The organism is Paenochrobactrum gallinarii (genome assembly GCF_014205685.1).
Classification (GTDB): domain Bacteria; phylum Pseudomonadota; class Alphaproteobacteria; order Rhizobiales; family Rhizobiaceae; genus Paenochrobactrum; species Paenochrobactrum gallinarii.
Window position 1 is genome coordinate 13,893 of the sequence record NZ_JACIIU010000006.1, and the last position, 19,321, is coordinate 33,213.

Annotated in this window: 15 protein-coding genes and 1 riboswitch; of the genes, 8 read left to right on the top strand and 7 right to left on the bottom strand. The window is 52.0% G+C overall.

What is annotated here, in order from left to right; genetic code table 11:
- Window positions 1-103: 103 nt before the first annotated feature.
- From gcvP to FHS77_RS08110, 5 genes are all read right to left on the bottom strand, one after another.
- On the bottom strand, window positions 104-2,902 hold the full coding sequence (gene gcvP, locus FHS77_RS08090) for an aminomethyl-transferring glycine dehydrogenase (RefSeq protein ID WP_184222173.1): 2,799 nt from the start codon (window positions 2,900-2,902) through the stop codon (window positions 104-106).
- The gene (gcvH, locus tag FHS77_RS08095; protein ID WP_184222175.1) at window positions 2,902-3,270 is read right to left on the bottom strand and encodes a glycine cleavage system protein GcvH; all 369 of its coding nucleotides are present in this window, start codon (window positions 3,268-3,270) and stop codon (window positions 2,902-2,904) included. Before gcvH ends, gcvP begins: the two co-directional genes overlap by 1 nt.
- 5 nt (window positions 3,271-3,275) lie before the next feature.
- Window positions 3,276-4,385, bottom strand: coding sequence for a glycine cleavage system aminomethyltransferase GcvT (gene gcvT, locus FHS77_RS08100; protein WP_184222177.1), 1,110 nt, complete (start codon window positions 4,383-4,385; stop codon window positions 3,276-3,278).
- Between the two features lie 149 nt (window positions 4,386-4,534).
- Window positions 4,535-4,636: riboswitch (glycine riboswitch) on the bottom strand.
- An 85-nt stretch (window positions 4,637-4,721) separates the two neighbouring features.
- On the bottom strand, window positions 4,722-5,882 hold the full coding sequence (locus FHS77_RS08105; RefSeq protein WP_184222179.1) for a benzoate/H(+) symporter BenE family transporter: 1,161 nt from the start codon (window positions 5,880-5,882) through the stop codon (window positions 4,722-4,724).
- Window positions 5,883-5,912: 30 nt separating this feature from the next.
- On the bottom strand, window positions 5,913-6,683 hold the full coding sequence (locus FHS77_RS08110; protein WP_184222181.1) for an alpha/beta hydrolase: 771 nt from the start codon (window positions 6,681-6,683) through the stop codon (window positions 5,913-5,915).
- A gap of 358 nt (window positions 6,684-7,041) precedes the next feature.
- Here FHS77_RS08110 and infC point away from each other — a divergent pair, with 358 nt between their 5' ends.
- From infC to pheT, 7 genes are all read left to right on the top strand, one after another.
- On the top strand, window positions 7,042-7,518 hold the full coding sequence (gene infC, locus FHS77_RS08115; RefSeq protein WP_343060978.1) for a translation initiation factor IF-3: 477 nt from the start codon (window positions 7,042-7,044) through the stop codon (window positions 7,516-7,518).
- 368 nt (window positions 7,519-7,886) lie between these two features.
- Window positions 7,887-8,087 (top strand): 50S ribosomal protein L35, encoded by a 201-nt coding sequence (rpmI, locus tag FHS77_RS08120; protein WP_184222183.1) that lies wholly within the window; start codon window positions 7,887-7,889, stop codon window positions 8,085-8,087.
- A 28-nt stretch (window positions 8,088-8,115) separates the two neighbouring features.
- Window positions 8,116-8,517, top strand: a complete 402-nt coding sequence (gene rplT / locus FHS77_RS08125) for a 50S ribosomal protein L20 (protein ID WP_184222185.1) — start codon at window positions 8,116-8,118, stop codon at window positions 8,515-8,517.
- Window positions 8,518-8,702: 185 nt separating this feature from the next.
- Window positions 8,703-9,095, top strand: a complete 393-nt coding sequence (locus FHS77_RS08130; protein ID WP_184222187.1) for a hypothetical protein — start codon at window positions 8,703-8,705, stop codon at window positions 9,093-9,095.
- A gap of 149 nt (window positions 9,096-9,244) precedes the next feature.
- Window positions 9,245-10,354 (top strand): phenylalanine--tRNA ligase subunit alpha, encoded by a 1,110-nt coding sequence (gene pheS / locus FHS77_RS08135; RefSeq protein WP_184222189.1) that lies wholly within the window; start codon window positions 9,245-9,247, stop codon window positions 10,352-10,354.
- Window positions 10,355-10,365: 11 nt separating this feature from the next.
- Window positions 10,366-10,770 carry an ASCH domain-containing protein gene (locus FHS77_RS08140; protein WP_184222387.1) on the top strand — a complete coding sequence of 135 codons (405 nt, stop codon included), beginning with the start codon at window positions 10,366-10,368 and terminating at the stop codon, window positions 10,768-10,770.
- 23 nt (window positions 10,771-10,793) lie between these two features.
- The gene (gene pheT / locus FHS77_RS08145; RefSeq protein WP_184222191.1) at window positions 10,794-13,211 is read left to right on the top strand and encodes a phenylalanine--tRNA ligase subunit beta; all 2,418 of its coding nucleotides are present in this window, start codon (window positions 10,794-10,796) and stop codon (window positions 13,209-13,211) included.
- A gap of 104 nt (window positions 13,212-13,315) precedes the next feature.
- On the opposite strand, the gene FHS77_RS08150 is transcribed toward pheT, so the two are convergent.
- Window positions 13,316-14,569, bottom strand: coding sequence for an aminopeptidase (locus tag FHS77_RS08150; protein ID WP_184222193.1), 1,254 nt, complete (start codon window positions 14,567-14,569; stop codon window positions 13,316-13,318).
- Window positions 14,570-15,018: 449 nt separating this feature from the next.
- On the opposite strand from FHS77_RS08150, the gene FHS77_RS08155 reads away from it, so the two are divergent.
- The gene (locus tag FHS77_RS08155) at window positions 15,019-17,505 is read left to right on the top strand and encodes a PIG-L family deacetylase (protein ID WP_210307075.1); all 2,487 of its coding nucleotides are present in this window, start codon (window positions 15,019-15,021) and stop codon (window positions 17,503-17,505) included.
- 124 nt (window positions 17,506-17,629) lie between these two features.
- Here FHS77_RS08155 and FHS77_RS08160 read toward each other — a convergent pair whose 3' ends face one another.
- Complete coding sequence (locus FHS77_RS08160; RefSeq protein WP_246431275.1) at window positions 17,630-18,541, bottom strand: cell wall hydrolase; 912 nt, start codon at window positions 18,539-18,541, stop codon at window positions 17,630-17,632.
- Window positions 18,542-19,321 lie beyond the last annotated feature (780 nt).

Genomic DNA, 19,321 nt, shown 5'->3' on the forward strand with positions numbered 1-19,321 from the left:
CTATTGAGCAGCCAGCCACTGCTGGTGAAAATGCTTTGCGGGATCAAAGAAAAAGGCGCCATGGTTTCCCATGGCGCCTTTTTTGCAAATTTAGCTGTCTGAATTAGGCGTAAGCCTGCATCGGAGGGCATGAGCAGATCAGGTTACGATCGCCGGCCACGTTGTCGATGCGGGATACCGGCGGCCAGTATTTGGCGGTCGGATCAGCATCTGCATTCGGGAAAACAGCTTCCTGACGTGAGTAAGGATGCTTCCATTCACCGCCGATTGTATCAATGGCAGTGTGCGGCGCATTGACCAGCGGGTTGTCGTCCTGTGGCCAATGGCCGGAGGCAACCTTGTCCGCTTCACCGGCAATGGCGATCATGGCGTCACACAGACGGTCAATCTCAGCCAATGGTTCGGATTCGGTCGGCTCAATCATCAATGTGCCGGAAACCGGCCATGACATGGTTGGTGCATGGAAGCCGTAGTCGATCAGACGTTTGGCAACATCTTCAACGCTGATGCCTGCCTGATCTTTCAACACGCGGGTGTCCACGATGCACTCATGTGCCACGCGGCCGTTCTTGCCTTTATAAAGGATCGGGAAGTGGCCTTCCAGACGATGCGCAATATAGTTGGCGTTAAGAATGGCCATTTTGGTGGCGCGTTTGAGACCGGCACCGCCCATCATACGGATATACATCCATGTGATGACCAGAATGGACGCACTGCCGAATGGTGCTGCGGAAACCGCATTGCTTGTGCCATTTTCCACGTGACCCGGGATAAACGGCACCAGATGCTTGGCAACACCGATCGGGCCAACGCCCGGTCCGCCGCCGCCATGCGGGATGCAGAATGTCTTATGCAGGTTCATGTGGCAAACGTCGGCGCCAATATCGCAAGGACGGCCGAGGCCAACCAGAGCGTTAAGGTTTGCACCGTCGAAATAGACCTGACCGCCATGGGAATGAACGATCTCGCAGAATTCGCGGATGCCTTCTTCAAACACACCGTAAGTGGACGGGTAGGTGATCATGAAGGCTGCAAGGTTCTCGCTGTGTTTTTCAGCTTTTGCCTTGAGGTCTTCAATGTCGATGTCGCCTTCCGGCAGACAGTTGACCACAACCACTTTCATACCGGCCATGCTGGCGCTGGCAGGGTTGGTACCATGCGCCGATGACGGAATCAGGCAGATATCGCGCTGATGGTCGCCGCGCGACTGATGGTAACGGCGGATTGCCAGAAGACCGGCATATTCACCCTGACTACCGGCGTTTGGCTGCAAGGAAACAGCGGCAAAGCCGGTGATTTCGCACAGCCAGTTTTCAACGTCGGCGGTCATCTGGGCATAGCCCGTGCTCTGTTCTGCCGGTGCAAACGGATGCATGTTGGCAACTGTATTCCAGCTGACAGGCATCATTTCTGCGGCCGCATTGAGCTTCATGGTGCAAGAGCCGAGCGGAATCATCGCACGGTCAAGCGCCAGATCTTTATCTGCCAAACGACGTAAGAAACGCATCATTTCGGTTTCGGAGCGGTGCTGATGGAACACTTCCTGTGTCAGGAAGGCCAGCGTGCGCTTCGATGGCAGACGGGTCGCTTCAGTGCTTGCAACAGTTGCACCAAAGAGAGCGGCAATTGCTGCCACGTCTTCGTCGCTTGAAGTTTCGTCAAAAGCCACAGCCACAGTGTCAGCATCAATGATGCGCAGCAGTCGGTCAGCTTTGTCAGCTTCGGCAGCAATCGATGCAGCTTTGCCCGGAACTTTGATGGTGACAGTGTCGAACAGCTTGTCGCCAGCCAGTTCAAAGCCTGCTTTTTTCACGGCATCCGCAAAATTGCTTGCGCGTTTTGCAATTTCAGTTGCAATGGACTGCAAGCCGGAAGGGCCATGATAAATAGCATAAGATGCAGCCATATTGGCCAGCAATGCCTGAGCGGTACAGATGTTGGATGTCGCTTTATCACGACGGATATGCTGCTCACGGGTCTGGAGAGCCAGACGGTAACCAACACGGCCGTGTGCATCGGTGGACTGGCCAACGATACGACCCGGAATGATACGGGTCAAAGCCTGTGACACGCCGAGATAGGCTGCGTGCGGGCCACCAAAGCCCATCGGCACGCCAAAGCGCTGCATGGAACCAACGGCCATATCAGCACCCCATTCGGCAGGCGCTTCTGTGACAGTCAGAGCCAGCGGATCGGCAACAGCAATCACCTGTGTGCCAAGTGCTTTTGCAGCAGCAATCACAGCTTTATAATCGCCGTAAACGCCCTTTGTATCAGGCCAGGGAACGATCAGAGCGGTGGTGTCTGCATCGACATCGCCTGATGTTTCAATGGTGATGCCCAAAGGCTCAGCGCGGGTGCGCAGCACGTCCAAAGTCTGGGCATGCAGTTCACCGGCAATCAGCACACGGTGGCGGTTTTCGCGGTGATGGCGGTAAGCAATAGCCATTGCTTCTGCCACAGCCGTTGCTTCATCAAGCAAGGATGCGCAAGCAACAGGCAGACCGGTCAGCTCGGTTACCAGTGTCTGGAAGTGGAACAGCAGTTCTAAGCGACCCTGACTGATTTCTGACTGGTAAGGCGTATAGGCCGTGTACCATGCCGGATTTTCAAACAGGTTACGCTGGATCACCGGTGGGGTGTAGCAACCGCTGTAACCTGCACCGATAAAGCTTTTTTTGACGATATTGCGGTTCATCACGTCTTGAAGTTCAGCCAGAGCTGCTGCTTCGCTCAAAGGCTGCGGCAGATCCAGTTCGCGGTTAAAGCGAATGGATTCCGGCACGGCCTGTGTGATGAGTGTTTCCAGCGAGGAGACGCCGAGAGCACCAAGCATGGTGCGCTCATCCGCATCGCGGGGACCGATATGACGGTCCACAAATGGAAGTGAACCCTGCGTCATTAGTCTACCAGTGCCTTATAACCGGCTGCATCGAGCAGGCCGCTCAGCTGGCCTTCATCGGAAAGCTTCAGCTTGAACAACCAGCCTTCGCCTTCTGCGGCCTGATTGATGAGGGACGGATCATTAACAACTGCATCGTTGATTTCAACGATTTCACCGTCAACCGGTGCATAAACGTCGGAAGCAGCTTTAACGGATTCTACCACAACAATGGCTTCGCCTTTAGCAACCTTGCGGCCAACTTCCGGCAGTTCGACGAATACGAGGTCGCCGAGCTGTTCTTGCGCATGTACGGTAATGCCGACAGTGGCGGTGCCATTATCGTTGTTGATCCATTCGTGATCTTCAGTGAACAGGATAGAGGCCATGATTGTTATCCTTTGTGGTAGTGATGCGGTGTAAATGGAAGTGAATGAACATCAAGCGGTACGAGATTACCGCGGATATCTGTAAAAACACGGGAGCCGACAGCGGCAAATTCAGGGGTGACATAACCCATCGCTACCGGATGACCGGCTGAAGGGCCGAAGCCGCCGGAGGTGACGCGACCGATTTTGTTGCCGTCTGCATCAAAAAGCTCAACATCAGCGCGCACCGGCTGACGGCCTTCAGGCTTCAGGCCAACGCGTTTGACTTTGGCACCGGCTGCGAGCTTTTCCAAAAAGGCTTTGGCGCCGATAAAACCGGCGGTTTCGCGCACAGGTTTTGGCACAGCCCAGAGCAGACCTGCATCCACCGGATTGATTTCAGGGGTGATGTCCTGACCATGCAGGCAAAGACCGGCTTCCAGACGCAGGCTGTCACGCGCTGCAAGGCCGATCCACTGAACGCGCTCATCGGCAAAGAGTTTGGCGAGCAGGTCGCGGGCATCTTTTTCCGGCAGGGCAATTTCAAAACCGTCTTCACCGGTATAACCGGAACGGGTGACAAACCAGTCAGCTTTCGGTTCGATACCGGTCATGAAGGTCAGCTCACCACCTGGAACACCTGCTTTGGCTGCAACATCGGCAGCGGCAGGGCCCTGAAGCGCTAAAAGAACACGGTCAAGCGGGTTGACGGTTACGGATTTACCGGCTGCCACTTTGTTGAGATGCGCAATATCGGCATCCGCATTGCCGGCATTGGCAACGATCATGAAGCGGTTTTCGCCCAGACGGGTCACGATCAGATCGTCTTCGACGCCTGCATTTTCGTTGAGCAAAAATGTGTATTTCGACTGGTTCATCGGGATGGAAAGCGGATCAAGCGGGCAGGCTTCTGCCAACAGCCTGGCTGCATCATCACCGGAAATTTCAATGACACGCATGTGGGAAATATCGAACAGGCCAGCCTGTTCACGCACATGCAAATGTTCCTTCATCACGCCCAGCGGGTAGGTGATTGGCATGTTCCAGCCTGCAAAGCCGCCAAAGCGTGCTTTCGCTGCTTCATGAAGATCCTGCAATGGCAGGGTTTTTAAAGAGGTTTGTGCCGTATCGCCCATATCAACTCCAAAAGTCGCACGAATGCCTCCGCAAAATGCGGTTGCTTCAGTGCCCCTCTGTCTGAAGCCTGAGAGACTCGCATAGTTTGATATAAACTACACTTACACCTTCGGCGCGGGAGCAGAGCCCCGACTTTCCAGAGTTGCCTTTCCTGTCAGCGGTTCTTGATACCTGAGAGATTTCGGGCGATTTCCCCTTCGGTGGCTGAGATACAGATTAACCGCTCCCAACTCTCTCCCGCAGACAGACAGGGCAGTAGCCTTGTTGCTCCTTACCCTCGACGCGTTATGACTTAGCCGAAACTGGTTCTCAAGTCACTCGCTTTCTGTAGGCTTTCAGCCGGTTTTGCGCGACAATTTGCCTTGGGCGTAATCCAGTGCAACCACCAGTAGTCCTGCCGCAAGCGCCCAGAAGGCAGAGCCGATGCTCAAAAAGCTGATGCCGGAAGCGGTGACAGCAAAGGTGACAACTGCACTTAAGCGTTCTTTTTCTTTCGAGAGCGCCAGTGTCATGGCATTAATGAAAGGGCCGGAGAGGGCAAGTCCGGCAATCAGTGCGATTAAAACCGGCGGCAGCACGGCAAATATCGCCACCAGTGAAGCACCGAAAAGTGCAAAAATGACATAAATCACAGCGTAAACAGGACCCGTCAGCCAGCGCTTTGCATGATCTGGATGCGCGTCAGGGCTGGTGCAAAGGGCGGCGGAAATCGCGGCCAGATTGCTGGTGGCAGCGCCAAAAAAGGCTGAAACCAATGAGACAAGGCCGGTGACCTGAAGTGCCGGACCTGTCGGCGGCTCATAGCCGAAGGCGCGCAATACCGCAAAGCCCGGCAAATTCTGCGATGCCATGGTGACGAGATAAAGCGGTAGTGCTAAACCGACCATGGCGCTGAAATGAAAACTCGGCGTGATGAATTCCAGCGTTGAAATTTCAGGTGCCGGAAGGCTCGGCGAGCGACCTGTCACAAGTGCAAAAATAACGCCGCCGATGAGTACGGCAATGACAGCAAGGGACGGATTGAAAAGCCGGATGATGAAGAAGAGGGCTGCCAGCGGCAGCACCATCATCGGATCAATTTGCGCTGCCTTGGCCGCATTTAAGACAAAGCCGACCAGGACACCGGCCAGCATGCCGGAGGCAACGGAAGTCGGGATGCTGGAAACAAGGCGCGATAAAGGTTTGATAAGGCCGGTCAGGATAATCGCAATGGCGGTGACGATAAATGCACCGACCGCTTCATTGATGGTAAAGCCGCTGCTGGCACCGATTAAAGCCAGACCCGGTGTCGACCATGCGGCAATGATCGGCATTTTATAGCGGATGCTGAGATAGGCGGATGCGGCGGCAATGGCCAGACAAACGGCTGTCACCCAGCTTGCGGTTTGGGTTTGACTGGCTCCCAGTACTGTGGCTGCGGCAATGATAAGAGCAAGTGTGCCCCCAAAGCCGACAATAGCTGCAACACTGGATGAGGCAAGAACCGAAAACCGCATGAAATGAAACCTTTACCGGATGACAGAACCTTAATTGTTGATTTGAGCAATCATCATGTCGAGCGAGCGTGTCAGAAGGTCGAGATCCTGCGGGCGGGAAAGGCGATGGTCGCCGTCACGCACGAGGGTGAGGGTTACATTGTCGACCGGCAGATGTTCGGTGAGGAGAAGGGCGTGAGAATAAGGAACGTCCTCATCCTTCATGCCTTGCAGAATATGTACCGGACAACCGGTTTCGATAATGTCTGTTAAAACCAGATTCTGCCGTCCGTCCTCAATCAGCTTGCGCGTATAGATAAAGGGATTGGGCGAATATTCTGAAGGCTCTTCAAAATAGCCTTTTTCGATCAGCGATTTTTTGTATTCTTCGCTTAAATTCGGCTCGATCAAACGTGCAGTGAAGTCCGGAGCCGGTGCAATCAGAATAATACCGGCAGGGCCTTTGCCTTGCTTGATCAGCTCCTGCGTCATGCGCAAAGTGATCCATGCGCCCATTGAGGAGCCGACCAGAATTTGCGGGTTTTTGTTATATTGATGATGCACGGTGAGTGATTCATTCAGCCAGCGTGAGATGCAGCCTTCATTGAAGTCCCCACCCGATTCGCCGTGACCGGAATAATCTAAACGTAAAAACTCGTGATCGTTAGCTGCTGCCCATTGGTCGAGTGTTTCGGCTTTGGTGCCCAGCATGTCCGACCGATAACCGCCCAGCCATGTGATTCCCTGTGCTTTGCTGCCTGCACGGTAGCGCAGGGCGATAGGGGCGCCATCAACGGTGATGAACTCTGGTTTACCTGTCATTGCTGCCGGTCTCCGATTATTTCAAGTATGATAGGGCTATACGCATGTCAGATCTTGTTCAATAGCGTAAAAGCCTTGAAAATCCGTTCTTTTCACTTAAATAATATGCAGGAGGCATGCTTTTGACCAATTTATTCGGTTGGGGGTGATTTTTCTTAACAAAGATGCTATTGACATCCGCGCTTGCTTGACGCCATGTCCCGCATTAAGTGCGACTGCGCTGGCAAGTCACTGTTATTTAGCCGTTAAGCTGATAAAAGTGCCGCCGAGAAGTTTAATATTTGAGGAGTTAACGACCATTCGCCGACCGTTCAGAGCGACGCCGGTCCAGAAAGACGGACCGCGCTCCAACCGCGACATCCGGGTTCCCCGGGTTCAGCTAATCGATGCCGAGGGCCACAACCACGGTGACATGACCATTCAGGACGCCATTGCGATGGCTGAAGAGGCGGGTCTCGATCTCGTAGAGATCGTTCCTAACGCCGAACCGCCTGTTTGTAAGATTGTTGACCTTGGTAAGCTCAAGTATCAGAGTCAGAAAAAAGCCGCTGAAGCGCGCAAAAAACAGAAAACGGTCGAAATCAAAGAAATTAAGATGCGACCGAACATCGACACTCATGACTATGAAGTGAAGATGAAAGCTGCGCACCGATTCTTTGATGAAGGTGATAAGGTTAAGTTCACACTGCGTTTCCGTGGTCGCGAAATGGCGCACCAGGAACTGGGTATGAAGCTGTTACAGCGCGTTAAAGAAGAAACATTGGACATCGCCAAGGTGGAAGCTGAGCCACGCCTTGAAGGTCGTCAGATGATGATGGTTCTTGCGCCACGCTAATGCGTGAAGCTGCTAAAAAATGCCGGACTACTGGCTGATTGAGGCTTTTGCCTCGTCTGTTGTGTGGTCTGGTTGCTTAAAATATAAAACCGCCTTTGGGCGGTTTTTTGTTGTTCTGCCTTTACTGAAGCACGTAACAATATGTTTAATGTATCAGCGTCGATATTTTCACCGTGCCGGATATGGCGGATTGATTAAAGCGGTTGCGTTTTTATCATATTATGCCTATAAGGCCTCGTTCGAACCGACCGGCAGGGCATGCCGTGGCGGTTTCGCATGCTTTCCAGACTTTGGTCGGTCTGGAAGTAGAAAACCAGAGCTCTGACATTCATTGCGAATGTTAAGGGCCTCTAGATTAGGAGAGCAAAATGCCCAAGATGAAGACCAAATCCTCCGCTAAAAAGCGGTTCAAAATTACCGCAACCGGCAAAATCAAAGCTGCTGCTGCCGGTAAGCGTCATGGCATGATCAAGCGCTCGAACAAGTTCCTTCGCGATGCTCGCGGCACCATGGTTCTTAGCGAACCAGATGCAAAGATCGTGAAGAAGTTCCTGCCAAACGGCCTCTAAGCCGCTATATCCTTAAGGAGATCATACTATGGCACGTGTAAAACGCGGCGTAACTGGCCACGCTAAACATAAAAAAGTTCTCAAGCAGGCAGAAGGTTTCCGCGGTCGTCGCAAGAACACCATCCGTACTGCTATGGCAGCTGTTGATCGCTCAAAGCAGTATGCTTACCGCGATCGCAAGAATCGTAAGCGTAATTTCCGCGCTCTCTGGATTCAGCGTATCAACGCTGCTGTTCGCGCGCATGGCTTGACCTACGGCCGTTTCATTGACGGTTTGCTGAAGTCAAACATCGAAATCGACCGTAAAGTTCTGTCGGATATTGCTATCCATGAACCTGAAGCATTTGCAGCTTTGGTTGATTCCGCGAAGAAGGCATTGGAATATCTGAAAGATACCACGCCTAACGCTTTTGAAGGCGCTGTACGTTAAGCCAGCCGCCTTCCCAAAGCACGATTGAATAACTTTTGGGACCCGCGCTGGCTCGGCTGGCGCGGGTTTTCTTATTTTCCGGATTCGAAATGTACATTGAGACGCAAAATGCAAGACGCTTACGGGTGGGGAATCACCCGGATGTTTTTGCTCCGGCTGTTACCGGTAATGCGGGTTAATGTGTCATGAAATCTGACATTGCCAGCTACCATTTCGGGATCAGGCACTATGATGCCGATACGGTGCCATTACTAAAGCACCTGCATAGCAGGCTTTCGCGCTTTGTGCCTTATGTTTCACCGGAAACAGATGATGGCAGAAGACGGTTCCTATGCGGGTTGCACAAAATGCAGGCTTTGGTCTGTGCTGGTTTGAATGCGCCGGATATGGTTCGCACACAAGTGCATGTGGCCGGCAAAGTTGGTGCAAGCCCAAGGCAGCAAGCGCGTGATTTATGGCTGGCGCTCTTTCGCTTTACTACTGGCTTTATTCGCTTTTTGAAGCGATTTTATTGGGGCGGTGACGGTAAAAGACTGTTAAAAGCGATGGAGTTTTTCGATAAGGCTTTAAAGAGCTGAAATATACCAGAGATTGCTGTTGGTTTGTACCGAAGTGATTGTCTGGCAAGAATACCCGATCAGGCCGGATTAATTGCTTGCTATCAAGCGATTGAACCGGTTCCAATACACCCGAAGCCCTCGTATCCCGAAGGTATAAAGGCATAATCATGAGTGATCTTGAACAATTAGAACAGACAATTATGGGCGAAATCGCTGCCGCTGGTGACGAGAGCACCATTGAGACGGTGCGTGTTTCTGCTTTGGGTAAAAAAGGTTCGGTTTCTGAGAAGCTGAAATCACTGGGCGCGATGACACCGGAAGAGCGCCAGCAACAAGGTCCGGCCATCAACGGCTTGAAAAACCGTGTGAGCGAAGCATTGGCTGCACGTAAATCCGAATTGCACAAATTGGCCGTTGCCGCCCGTCTGGAGCGCGAAAAGCTCGATGTGACCTTGCCGGTACGCAGTTCTGCTGCATCGCGCGGTCGTATCCATCCGATTTCACAGGTCATTGATGAAATTACTGCTATCTTTGCCGATATGGGCTTTTCGATTGCTGAAGGTTCGGATGTTGAAACTGACTATTATAATTTTACCGCGCTGAACTTCCCTGAAGGCCATCCGGCGCGTGAAATGCATGACACATTCTTCTTCAATCCGGATGAAAATGGCGAGCGCAAATTGCTGCGCACCCATACGTCTCCGGTGCAGGTTCACACCATGGAGCGCTTTGCGCAGATGCGTGACAAAGAAGGCCGTGACGAACCGATCCGTATCGTTATTCCGGGTAAAACCTACCGCATGGATTCCGATGCGACTCATTCGCCGATGTTCCATCAGGTGGAGGGTCTGGTTGTTGATAAGTCTTCAACCGTTGCCCAGATGAAATGGGTCTTGGAAGAATTCTGCAAAGCCTTTTTTGAAGTGCCTTCGGTTAAAATGCGTATGCGTCCGAGCTTCTTCCCGTTCACTGAGCCTTCTGTCGAAGTTGATATTCAGTGCGATCGTTCGGGCAAGGAAGTTAAGTTCGGCGAAGGCAATGACTGGCTGGAAATTTTGGGCTGCGGCATGGTGCATCCGAATGTGTTGCGCAATGCGGGCTTTGATCCGGATGTCTATCAGGGCTTTGCATGGGGCATGGGTATCGACCGTATCGCCATGCTGAAATATGGAATGCCTGATTTGCGCGCTTTCTTTGATGCGGATGTGCGCTGGCTCAATCATTATGGTTTCCGTCCGCTTGATCTGCCAACCTTGTTTGGCGGCCTGAGCGCATGATTGATGAGCGCATGATCAATCTGCCGGAACAATATCGCGATGCGGTTATGTTTGCTTTTGGCGATACACCGGAACTGGCTGATCAGTTACTGGCACTGGTGTTGCAAGGGCATAAAACTGCCACCTGTGCGGCATTGACCTCTTTCAGTGACGAAGGTGAGCCCATGCCGGTTGTGGGTCGTCGTGATGTGGTTCTGGATGGTCAGGGGCGCCCTGCGGCAGTGATTGAAACCATAGCCGTTGCTGTGCGCCGTTTTGACGAGATTGATGATGCATTTGCTGAAGATGAGGGAGAAGGACCGCTAAGTGAGTGGCGCAAAGGGCATGAGGCCTATTTTCGTCGCAATGGTGGTTTTTCGCCGGATATGGAATTGCTTTGTGAACACTTTCGCTTGGTCGAAGTGTTGAAACGCTAAAAAATTTAGGAAAGAAATCAATCATGAAGTTCACGCTTTCCTGGCTCAAGGAACACCTTGAAACTGATGCCACGCTGGAACAAATTGTAGAGAAACTGACAGATATTGGTCTGGAAGTTGATGGCGTTGATGACCGCGCTAGCTTTAAAGCTTTTACAATTGCCAAAGTGCTCACTGCCGTTCAGCATCCTGATGCTGACAAATTGCGCGTTTTGAGTGTTGATGCCGGTGACGGTAAGCCGTTGCAGATTGTGTGCGGCGCACCCAATGCCCGCGCCGGTATGGTTGGTGTTTTGGGACGCCCGGGCGATTATGTGCCGGGTCTTGATGTGACTTTGTCAGTTGGCAAAATCCGTGGCGTTGAAAGTTTCGGTATGATGTGTTCCGAGCGCGAGCTGGAACTCTCTGAAGAACATGACGGCATCATTGATTTGCCCGCTGATGCGCCGGTCGGCACCAGCTATGCGAGCTATATGGGCATTGATGATCCGATCATTGAGATCGGCCTGACCCCGAACCGTGCCGATTGCGCCGGTATTCATGGTATTGCCCGTGATTTGGCAGCAGCCGGTCTTGGCACGCTTAAAGGTGACAAGATTGAAGCGATCAAAGGCACTGGCGAAACACCGGTGAAAGTCGTGCTTGATCAGCCTGCCGACAAACCATTCTGTAATGGTTTTGCGTTGCGTCTGGTCAAGGGTGTTAAAAACACTGCCAGCCCGCTTTGGTTGCAGCAGCGCTTAAAAGCCATTGGCCTGCGTCCGATCAATGCGCTGGTGGACATCACCAACTATGTGACCTTTGATTATGGTCGCCCATTACATGTGTTTGATGCGGCTAAGGTCAAGGGAAACCTGACTGTGCGCGCTGCCAGGGATGGTGAAACTATTCTGGCGCTTGATCAGCGTGAGTATAAATTATCACCGGACATGTATGTCATTGCTGATGATAATGGCGCTGAATCCATTGCCGGTATCATGGGTGGCGAACATTCCGGCTGTGATGAAAACACCACCGATGTGCTGATTGAATCGGCGCTTTGGGATGCGATCACCATTGCCCGCACCGGTCGTCAGCTTGGTATTGTTACGGATGCGCGCTATCGTTTTGAACGGGGCGTTGATCCGGAATTCATGGTTTCCGGCCTTGAATATGCCACCGGACTGGTGATGGATCTGTGCGGTGGTACGCCAACAGAAACTGAAGTGGTTGGTTATCAGCCATATGCCCCGCGTGAAATCACTTTCCCTGTTGCGGAAGTCAAGCGTTTGACCAATCTGGATGTGGAATATGCAGAAGCGGCACAGATTTTGACGGGTCTCGGCTTTGGTGTGTCGGGTGATGGCAAAGCTGTTATGGTAGTTAAAGTGCCGTCATGGCGCGGTGATGTGGAAGGCAAAGCCGATCTTGTTGAAGAAGTGATGCGTATTCACGGCCTCAATGAAATTGAACCGCAGCCATTGGAAAATATGGGTAGCGTCAACGGCAAAATCCTCACCACGTTGCAAATTCGTACCCGTATGGCGCGCCGCATGCTGGCCTCACGCGGGATGATGGAAGCAGTGACCTATTCTTTCATTCCGGAAGCTCATGCCAAAGCTTTTGGCGGCGGTAAACCGGAACTGAAACTTGCCAACCCGATTGCAGCCGATATGTCGGATATGCGTCCAAGCCTGTTGCCGGGCTTGCTGGTTGCAGCACAGCGCAATGCTGATCGCGGCTTTGCTGATCTGGCACTCTTTGAAGTGTCGGGAACTTATGAAGGCGATAAGCCGGAAGATCAGCGCCGTGTTGCTGGCGGTATCCGTCGCGGCACCGCCGGTGTTGAAGGTTCGGGGCGCCTTTGGTCAGGCAATGCACCAGCTGTTGGTGTTTATGATGCCAAGGCTGATGCGCTGGCAGCATTGGAAGCAGCAGGCGCTCCGGTTGATCGTATCCAGATCGAAGCAGGCGCACCTGAGTGGTTCCATCCGGGGCGTTCCGGCACCATGAAGCTGGGGCCTAAAGTTGTGCTTGGCTATTTCGGTGAATTCCATCCGGATACGCTGGAGCTGCTCGATGTGAGCGGCGCACTTTGCGGCTTTGAAGTTTTCATCGATGCTATTCCTGAGCCGAAGAAAAAAGCCACTTGCACCAAGCCATCACTGGTTCTGTCGCAGTTCCAGAGCGTTAAGCGTGACTTTGCCTTTGTGGTGGACAGCGATGTTGAAGCTGGCAGTCTGATCCGTGCGGTGATGTCTGCTGACAAGAAGCTGATCAGCAATGCGCAGGTATTTGATATTTTTGCCGGTGCATCTTTGGGTGAAAACAAGAAGTCGGTTGCGATCGAAGTTCTGTTGCAGCCGCTTGATCGCACGTTGACTGAAGAAGATCTGGAAGGCGTTGCCAAGAAGATCATAGAGGCTGTTGCCAAGCAAACCGGCGGCGTTCTGCGCGGTTAAGTTCTTTTGAGGCTTTGCGCAAACACATCACTGTTTGCGGAAGGTTTAGGACAATAAAAAAGCCGGAAACTTTGGTTTCCGGCTTTTTTACGTTATGGAGCTTATCAGTAAGCCCATTCGCCTTTGCGCATCAGCGGCTCATGGCTGCCATCGGCATTGACACCATCGACATCGATCTGGTCAGAGCCGATCATCCAGTCAATATGGATCAGGCTGGAATTGCCACCTTTGGCTTTAACTTGTTCCGGTGTCAGATTTGCACCATCAACAAAGCATTTTGAATAGCACTGACCCAGCGCAATATGGCTGGCGGCATTTTCATCAAACAATGTATTGTAGAACAGCAAGCCGCTTTTTGAGATTGGTGAGGAGTGCGGCACCAGTGCCACTTCGCCCAAGTGACGTGCGCCTTCATCCGTATCGAGCACTTTATTGAGTACTTCTTCGCCGCGGCTGGCTTTAGCTTCAACAATGCGGCCATTTTCAAAACGTACCGAGATGTTGTCGATCAGGGTTCCCTGATGCGACAATGGCTTGGTGCTGGAAACATGGCCGTTCACACGCAGAGCATGCGGAGTGGTGAACACTTCTTCGGTCGGAATATTCGGGTTGCAGATAATGCCGTTTTTGGCAACCGACGCGCCGCCCATCCATTCATGGCCATCGGCAAGACCAACGGTCAGGTCAGTGCCCGGACCTTTGAAATGAAGTGCATGATAGTTTTTGGCGTTCAAATAGGTGGTGCGTTCTTTCAGGGCTGCATTATGGGCTTCCCATGCGGCAACAGGGTCTTCCACATCAACGCGGGAGGCTGCAAAAATTGCATCAGCGAGCTGGCGTGTTGCATCTTCCGGTGATGCATCAGGGAACATCAAAGCCGCCCATTCAGCGTTTGGATAAGAGATAATGTTCCAGTTGATGTCGAAATTAGCGATTTTTTCCAATGCTGGCTGATAGGCCTTGGAATTGGCGCGGTTAGCGCGCGAAACCTTGCCTGCATCCTGACTTGACAACAGCAATGGATTGTCGGCGGCAATAGCAAGGCGGGCGGCATTTTTGCTGTAAGCTTTGGCCATGCCTTCATATAGCCAGTCGGCAGCCTGATCAAAACTGGCATCATTGGCATGCTGGTAGCGTGCCAGTGCAATCTGGTCATCGGAGAAAAAAGGTGTCACCAGTCCGGCACCTGCCTGATAGGCGTGTTTGGCAATCAGGCGCACCAGCGGCAGGGCGCAAACCGGCGCAGTGATGACGAGGTCTTGTCCCTCTTGCAAACGCAAGCCAACTTTCACGGCGACTTCGGCCAGACGGTCGAGTTTCACAGGATCAATAATATTTTCCGGTAATGTATAGGACATAATGGCCTCTGCTTTTATGATTTTTCTGAGTGGAACATAACCCCTTGGCTAAGCTGTGACCAGTCACATTTCATGGTTTGTCTGGCTGTCGTGCGATTTGGCATCCGCTATTTAAACGCTCAGTAATACTGTTTTGTTGGCGGCGTTTAACCAGAAACACAAGTTTTTGATGGAACAAAAGTGCAAGTTTCACTTCATGACAAGTTTATTGCAATAAATTACATCAACACACTTGAGTTATTATATTTACTTCATCATACTCAAGAAATCGGCACAAGCGCGCTGATACGTGGACAGAAGAACAAGAGTTAAACGGTAGCGTCTTTTCTGCTTTGGTAGAAGTAGGTAAAGTGAATAAAAAACAAGGTGTTAGAAGATTCTGCCTGATGAATTCAGGGCAGATATTTTCTTGGGAGCGCCTGTGATGAGAGGAGTAAACCGTGACTAAAATGACAAGGCGACTATTTATCGCCTCCCTTCCCCCGGCACTTTTAGCAACCCGTATGCCTGCCTTTGCAGCGCCTGCAAGCGATCTTCAGCTGATTGCAAAACAAAAACTGGAACCGGCGATTGTCACTATGCACCGCCGTCTGGAGCGTTTGACCTCGACGCTGACATTTATGACCACCGGTGCGCATCCGGATGACGAGCCAAGTGGTCTGCTGGCGTCATTGCGTCATGTTTATGGTATCCGTCCGGTGCTTTATTGCATCACGCGCGGTGAAGGCGGCCAAAACAGCATTGGTGCAGAGCGCGGCTCGGTGCTGGGCGTGCTGCGTACCCGCGAAATGGAAGAGGCATCCCGCTCGCTGGATGCGTCGCTGGCATTTGGTGGCCGCGGTCACAATGACAGTGTGCATGATTTCGGCTTCTCCAAAGATCCGAACCAGACAATCGACCGTTGGGGTCGTGATCGCGTTGTCGAGCGTATGACTTGGGCTTTCCGTTATTATAAGCCTGATATTGTGATGAACTGCTTCCTTGATGTGCCAGGTCAGCATGGCCAGCATCGTGCAGCCGTGGTTGCTACATTTATCACTGCTGATATCTCCGGTAATCCGGAAGAATATCCGGAACAGATTCAGGCCGGTCTGGCCCCTTGGAGCGTTCCGAAAATCTATTCGCCAGCCTATGGCGGCGGCGGCGGCGTTTATGATGATGAAACACCACCACCACCAACCACATTGACGGTAACAGCACCAGAACGCGACAAGATTTCAGGCGCGACCTTCCCGCAGATGGGTGAATGGTCACGTTCTTGCCATCTGACACAAAATATGGGTCGTTGGCGTCCTGAACCACAGACCGAATGGGCACTGCATTTGGCTAAAGTCGCCAAGGGCGAGCCTGCGAAAACTGAAAAAGACATTCGCGAAGGTCTGATTGCAACTGTTGGTGATATCGCCAATGTTGATGGTATGCCTGCTTCTGCGGCGGATGCCATGCGCAATGCGCAGGGTCTGATTGATGAAGCAATGGCTGATTATGGCGACCCTGTTGTTGTCACAGCCAAGCTTCTGGAAATCGGCAAGGCGGTTGATGAAGCACGTAAGCAATTGCCTCAGGAACTGCATGATACTGTTGCGCATCGTCTGGAACGTAAGACCCGTGAAATCGATCTGGCACTGGCAACAGCTTCTGGCATGCATATCCGTGCTTTCACTGAAGGCGCAGACATCAAGGCCGGTGATACGATCACTATTAAAACCCTTGTTGATGCACCTGAAAGCGTGGAAATTCAGTCGGCAGAAATCATTGCCCGTGAAGGTCTCAACAGCGCTGGCGATCAGGTCACTGCGGCCGCAGATGCAGCTTTGACCAACCCGCTGACCGAGCAGTTTGATCCGCTTGGTGGTAACGGCGATGCTTTCGTGCGTCTGACCGCTAAAATTGGTGATCGCGCTGCGGTGATTGATGTGGATCTGGAAGATGCCTTGCGCGTTCTGCCATCTGCATCGCTGGAACTGAAGCCGGATGCAGTTGTGTTCAACACAGCGCAGGAACTGGCACCGGTTGCGATGACCGCAACGGTTACCAATGCCAAGACGGATGATCTGAAAATTGACCTGCCAGAAGGCTGGGCGATGAACAAAACCGGCAGCACATCAGACGAAGCTGCAAGTTTTGATCTGCAACCACCGGCAAAACCGGGCGAAGTCCGCTTTGCGATCGAGCCTGAGTTGCTGGGCAAAGAAGCCTATGCAATCAACACTTTCTCCTATCCGCATATCGGCCGTTCCGTTGTGCCGACCAAGGTTTCCGTGCCTGTTCAGACCGTTGGTGCTGAACTGCCAGCAAACCACAAGGTTGGTTATATCAGCGGCGGCAATGATAATGTCGGCCTGTGGATGAAGCGTCTGGGCATTGATGTCGTTGAGCTTTCACCAAAGGATGTGGAGCGCGGCGCCTACCGTGATCTGAAGACGATTGTCGTTGGTATTTTTGCCTTTGGCCGACGTAAAGATCTGGCAGCTGCCGTACCGGCTTTGCACGAATGGGTTAAGAAGGGCGGCCATCTGGTAACGCTTTATCATCGCCCGAGTGATGGTTGGAAACCTGAAACCGTACCACCTGCATTCCTGAAAATCGGTTCGCCATCCATCCGCTTCCGCGTTACAGACGCGAATTCGGACGTGGATATTCTTGAGCCGGATCATCCGTTGCTCAATTACCCGAACAAGATCGGGCCGGAAGACTGGGCAAATTGGGATAAGGAACGCGGTCTTTATTTCGCATCCGAATGGGACGAGGCTTACAAGCCGCTGCTCGCCATGAGTGATGCCGGTGAAGACAAGCTGAAAGGTTCGCTGGTTTCGGCTGAAATCGGTGAAGGCCGTCATACCCATACAAGCCTTGTGCTGCATCATCAGCTGGATAAGATGGTGCCGGGTGCATTCCGCTTGCTGGCCAATCTGGTTCAGCCTGCCAAGCACTAAGTGCATTTCCCGCAAAAGCGCGAAGCGGTTTTGCGTAGGATAATGCGATAAAGGAACAATATGACAATAAAAAAGCCCCGCCAGTACTGCTGGCGGGGCTTTTTTTATAGAGAAAATTAAAAAATCAGTTGAGGGTCGGGCGCTGCTGGGTCAGCAAAAATGCGCCGATCGCATCGACATTTTCGGCAGCCGGTGCATAGGCCAGCGATGATGCGGCCGGTGCTGCTGTGTTGGGTGTTGCGGTTGGCAGTGGCACTTGCAGTTCAGCGACCTGCGCAGTTTCATTCTGTTGTGCCTGCACAGGTGCTTTAGGCTCGGCTGCGGCAATCATTGTAGCAGGGGCTGCAATTGCTGCCGGCTCTTCTGCGGTCTGCGGTGTGGTGACATTATATGCTTTGTCGCTTGGTACAGCCTGATTTTGCGGGGTGTAGATCATCGCCAGATTATATGGCTCTGTCGGAACCGGAGATTGCAGGGAGCCGTCTTTGTTACGCTTTTCATAGAAAGCATTGCCGCCTGCAACCAATACATAATGCATGTTTTTGTAAGGGAATTTCAAACCGGCAGTGTGGAAGAACATTGAATTCTTAGCGGCCGGATGGCGCTTGCCCTTCAACACATCATCAGCCGCTTTTTGAACATCCGGCAGAGCCTTGGAATTCATTTTGCGGGTAAGAACACCCGGTGCAAATTGGTTTTTCTGACCGACAACGCCGCAAATCGTATCGGGATATTGCTTTGACAACAGGCGATTAATCACCACGGTGCCGACAGCTACGAGGCCATCCTGACTGGAGCGGTTAGCCTCAAAGAACATAGCGCGTTCGAGGCATTCACGGTCTTTAGGGGTATAAGTATAGGTTTTCACACCATTGACGCGGATGACATTACCTTTATTAGCGCTGGCTGTTTTGGTTGTGGCCTTGGCGCTGCTGAGCGCTGCTGTCTGATCGGTGGTGGTGCAGCCTGAAACAATTACTGATGCTGCCAGCATTGCCATTGTCAGGGCAAATTTTGCCGAATGACCAGAGAACATGTGTTTCATCAGTTTAATCCTATATCAGGCACTAAAGTTCGGGGAGGGCTGTGGAGGCAGCGCCCAGGCTTTTAACTTTTGTCTTTTGCGGATCCGTATGATTTTTTAACCGCATTCGAACCTGTGGGTCAAATGTCACAGTTATAATAAATTCGTGAACGAACGTCTAAAAGACGTGAAATTTATCGGGATACAGGTCTGATGAAACTTTATTTATATTAATATTTTCTTAAAAAGCTGTGACGGATGGGTGCAGCGCATTTTCATGCAGCTTGCATTGAAAGCCCCTGAGTTGCAGCCTTTTCAGACAAGCAATGACGTGCAGGGCAGTTTTGTCTGGTTTAACGCAGACTTAGCCCGAAGAGTTTATCATAACAGCCAGTTGGTTCTCGGAAATATGGTTCCGGCCACCATTCTCAACTTTATACTTGAATTGTAACCTTGCGTGAGAATTGACCCGTTTTTACGGTTTTGATCCAAAACCATGATTTGCAGGACAGTTATCGATTCGAAAAAGCGGCAGCTGATTTAATCGAACTGCCGCCTTAAAACCTTAACCGAAAGAGTAACCGGCACTGCGCACGCATGTCTCCCGAAAGTGGGCACCGGTTTCGGGATGAAGACATGCGCTCAGAAAAACTGTGCGTCTCTCAACCTTAACCGAAAGAGTATCCTGCACCGCGCACGCATGTCTCCCGAAAGTGGGCACCGGTTTCGGGATGAAGACATGCGCTCAGAATAACTGTGCGTCTCTCACCCTTAACCGAAAGAGTAACCGGC

Bases quoted from the DNA above. Each gene is read 5' to 3' on its own strand.
- gcvP (WP_184222173.1), bottom strand. From the start codon at position 2,902: ATGACGCAGGGTTCACTTCCATTTGTGGACCGTCATATCGGTCCCCGC.
- gcvH (WP_184222175.1), bottom strand. From the start codon at position 3,270: ATGGCCTCTATCCTGTTCACTGAAGATCACGAATGGATCAACAACGAT.
- gcvT (WP_184222177.1), bottom strand. From the start codon at position 4,385: ATGGGCGATACGGCACAAACCTCTTTAAAAACCCTGCCATTGCAGGAT.
- FHS77_RS08105 (WP_184222179.1), bottom strand. From the start codon at position 5,882: ATGCGGTTTTCGGTTCTTGCCTCATCCAGTGTTGCAGCTATTGTCGGC.
- FHS77_RS08110 (WP_184222181.1), bottom strand. From the start codon at position 6,683: ATGACAGGTAAACCAGAGTTCATCACCGTTGATGGCGCCCCTATCGCC.
- rpmI (WP_184222183.1), top strand. From the start codon at position 7,887: ATGCCCAAGATGAAGACCAAATCCTCCGCTAAAAAGCGGTTCAAAATT.
- rplT (WP_184222185.1), top strand. From the start codon at position 8,116: ATGGCACGTGTAAAACGCGGCGTAACTGGCCACGCTAAACATAAAAAA.
- FHS77_RS08130 (WP_184222187.1), top strand. From the start codon at position 8,703: ATGAAATCTGACATTGCCAGCTACCATTTCGGGATCAGGCACTATGAT.
- pheS (WP_184222189.1), top strand. From the start codon at position 9,245: ATGAGTGATCTTGAACAATTAGAACAGACAATTATGGGCGAAATCGCT.
- FHS77_RS08140 (WP_184222387.1), top strand. From the start codon at position 10,366: ATGATCAATCTGCCGGAACAATATCGCGATGCGGTTATGTTTGCTTTT.
- pheT (WP_184222191.1), top strand. From the start codon at position 10,794: ATGAAGTTCACGCTTTCCTGGCTCAAGGAACACCTTGAAACTGATGCC.
- FHS77_RS08150 (WP_184222193.1), bottom strand. From the start codon at position 14,569: ATGTCCTATACATTACCGGAAAATATTATTGATCCTGTGAAACTCGAC.
- FHS77_RS08155 (WP_210307075.1), top strand. From the start codon at position 15,019: ATGACAAGGCGACTATTTATCGCCTCCCTTCCCCCGGCACTTTTAGCA.
- FHS77_RS08160 (WP_246431275.1), bottom strand. From the start codon at position 18,541: ATGTTCTCTGGTCATTCGGCAAAATTTGCCCTGACAATGGCAATGCTG.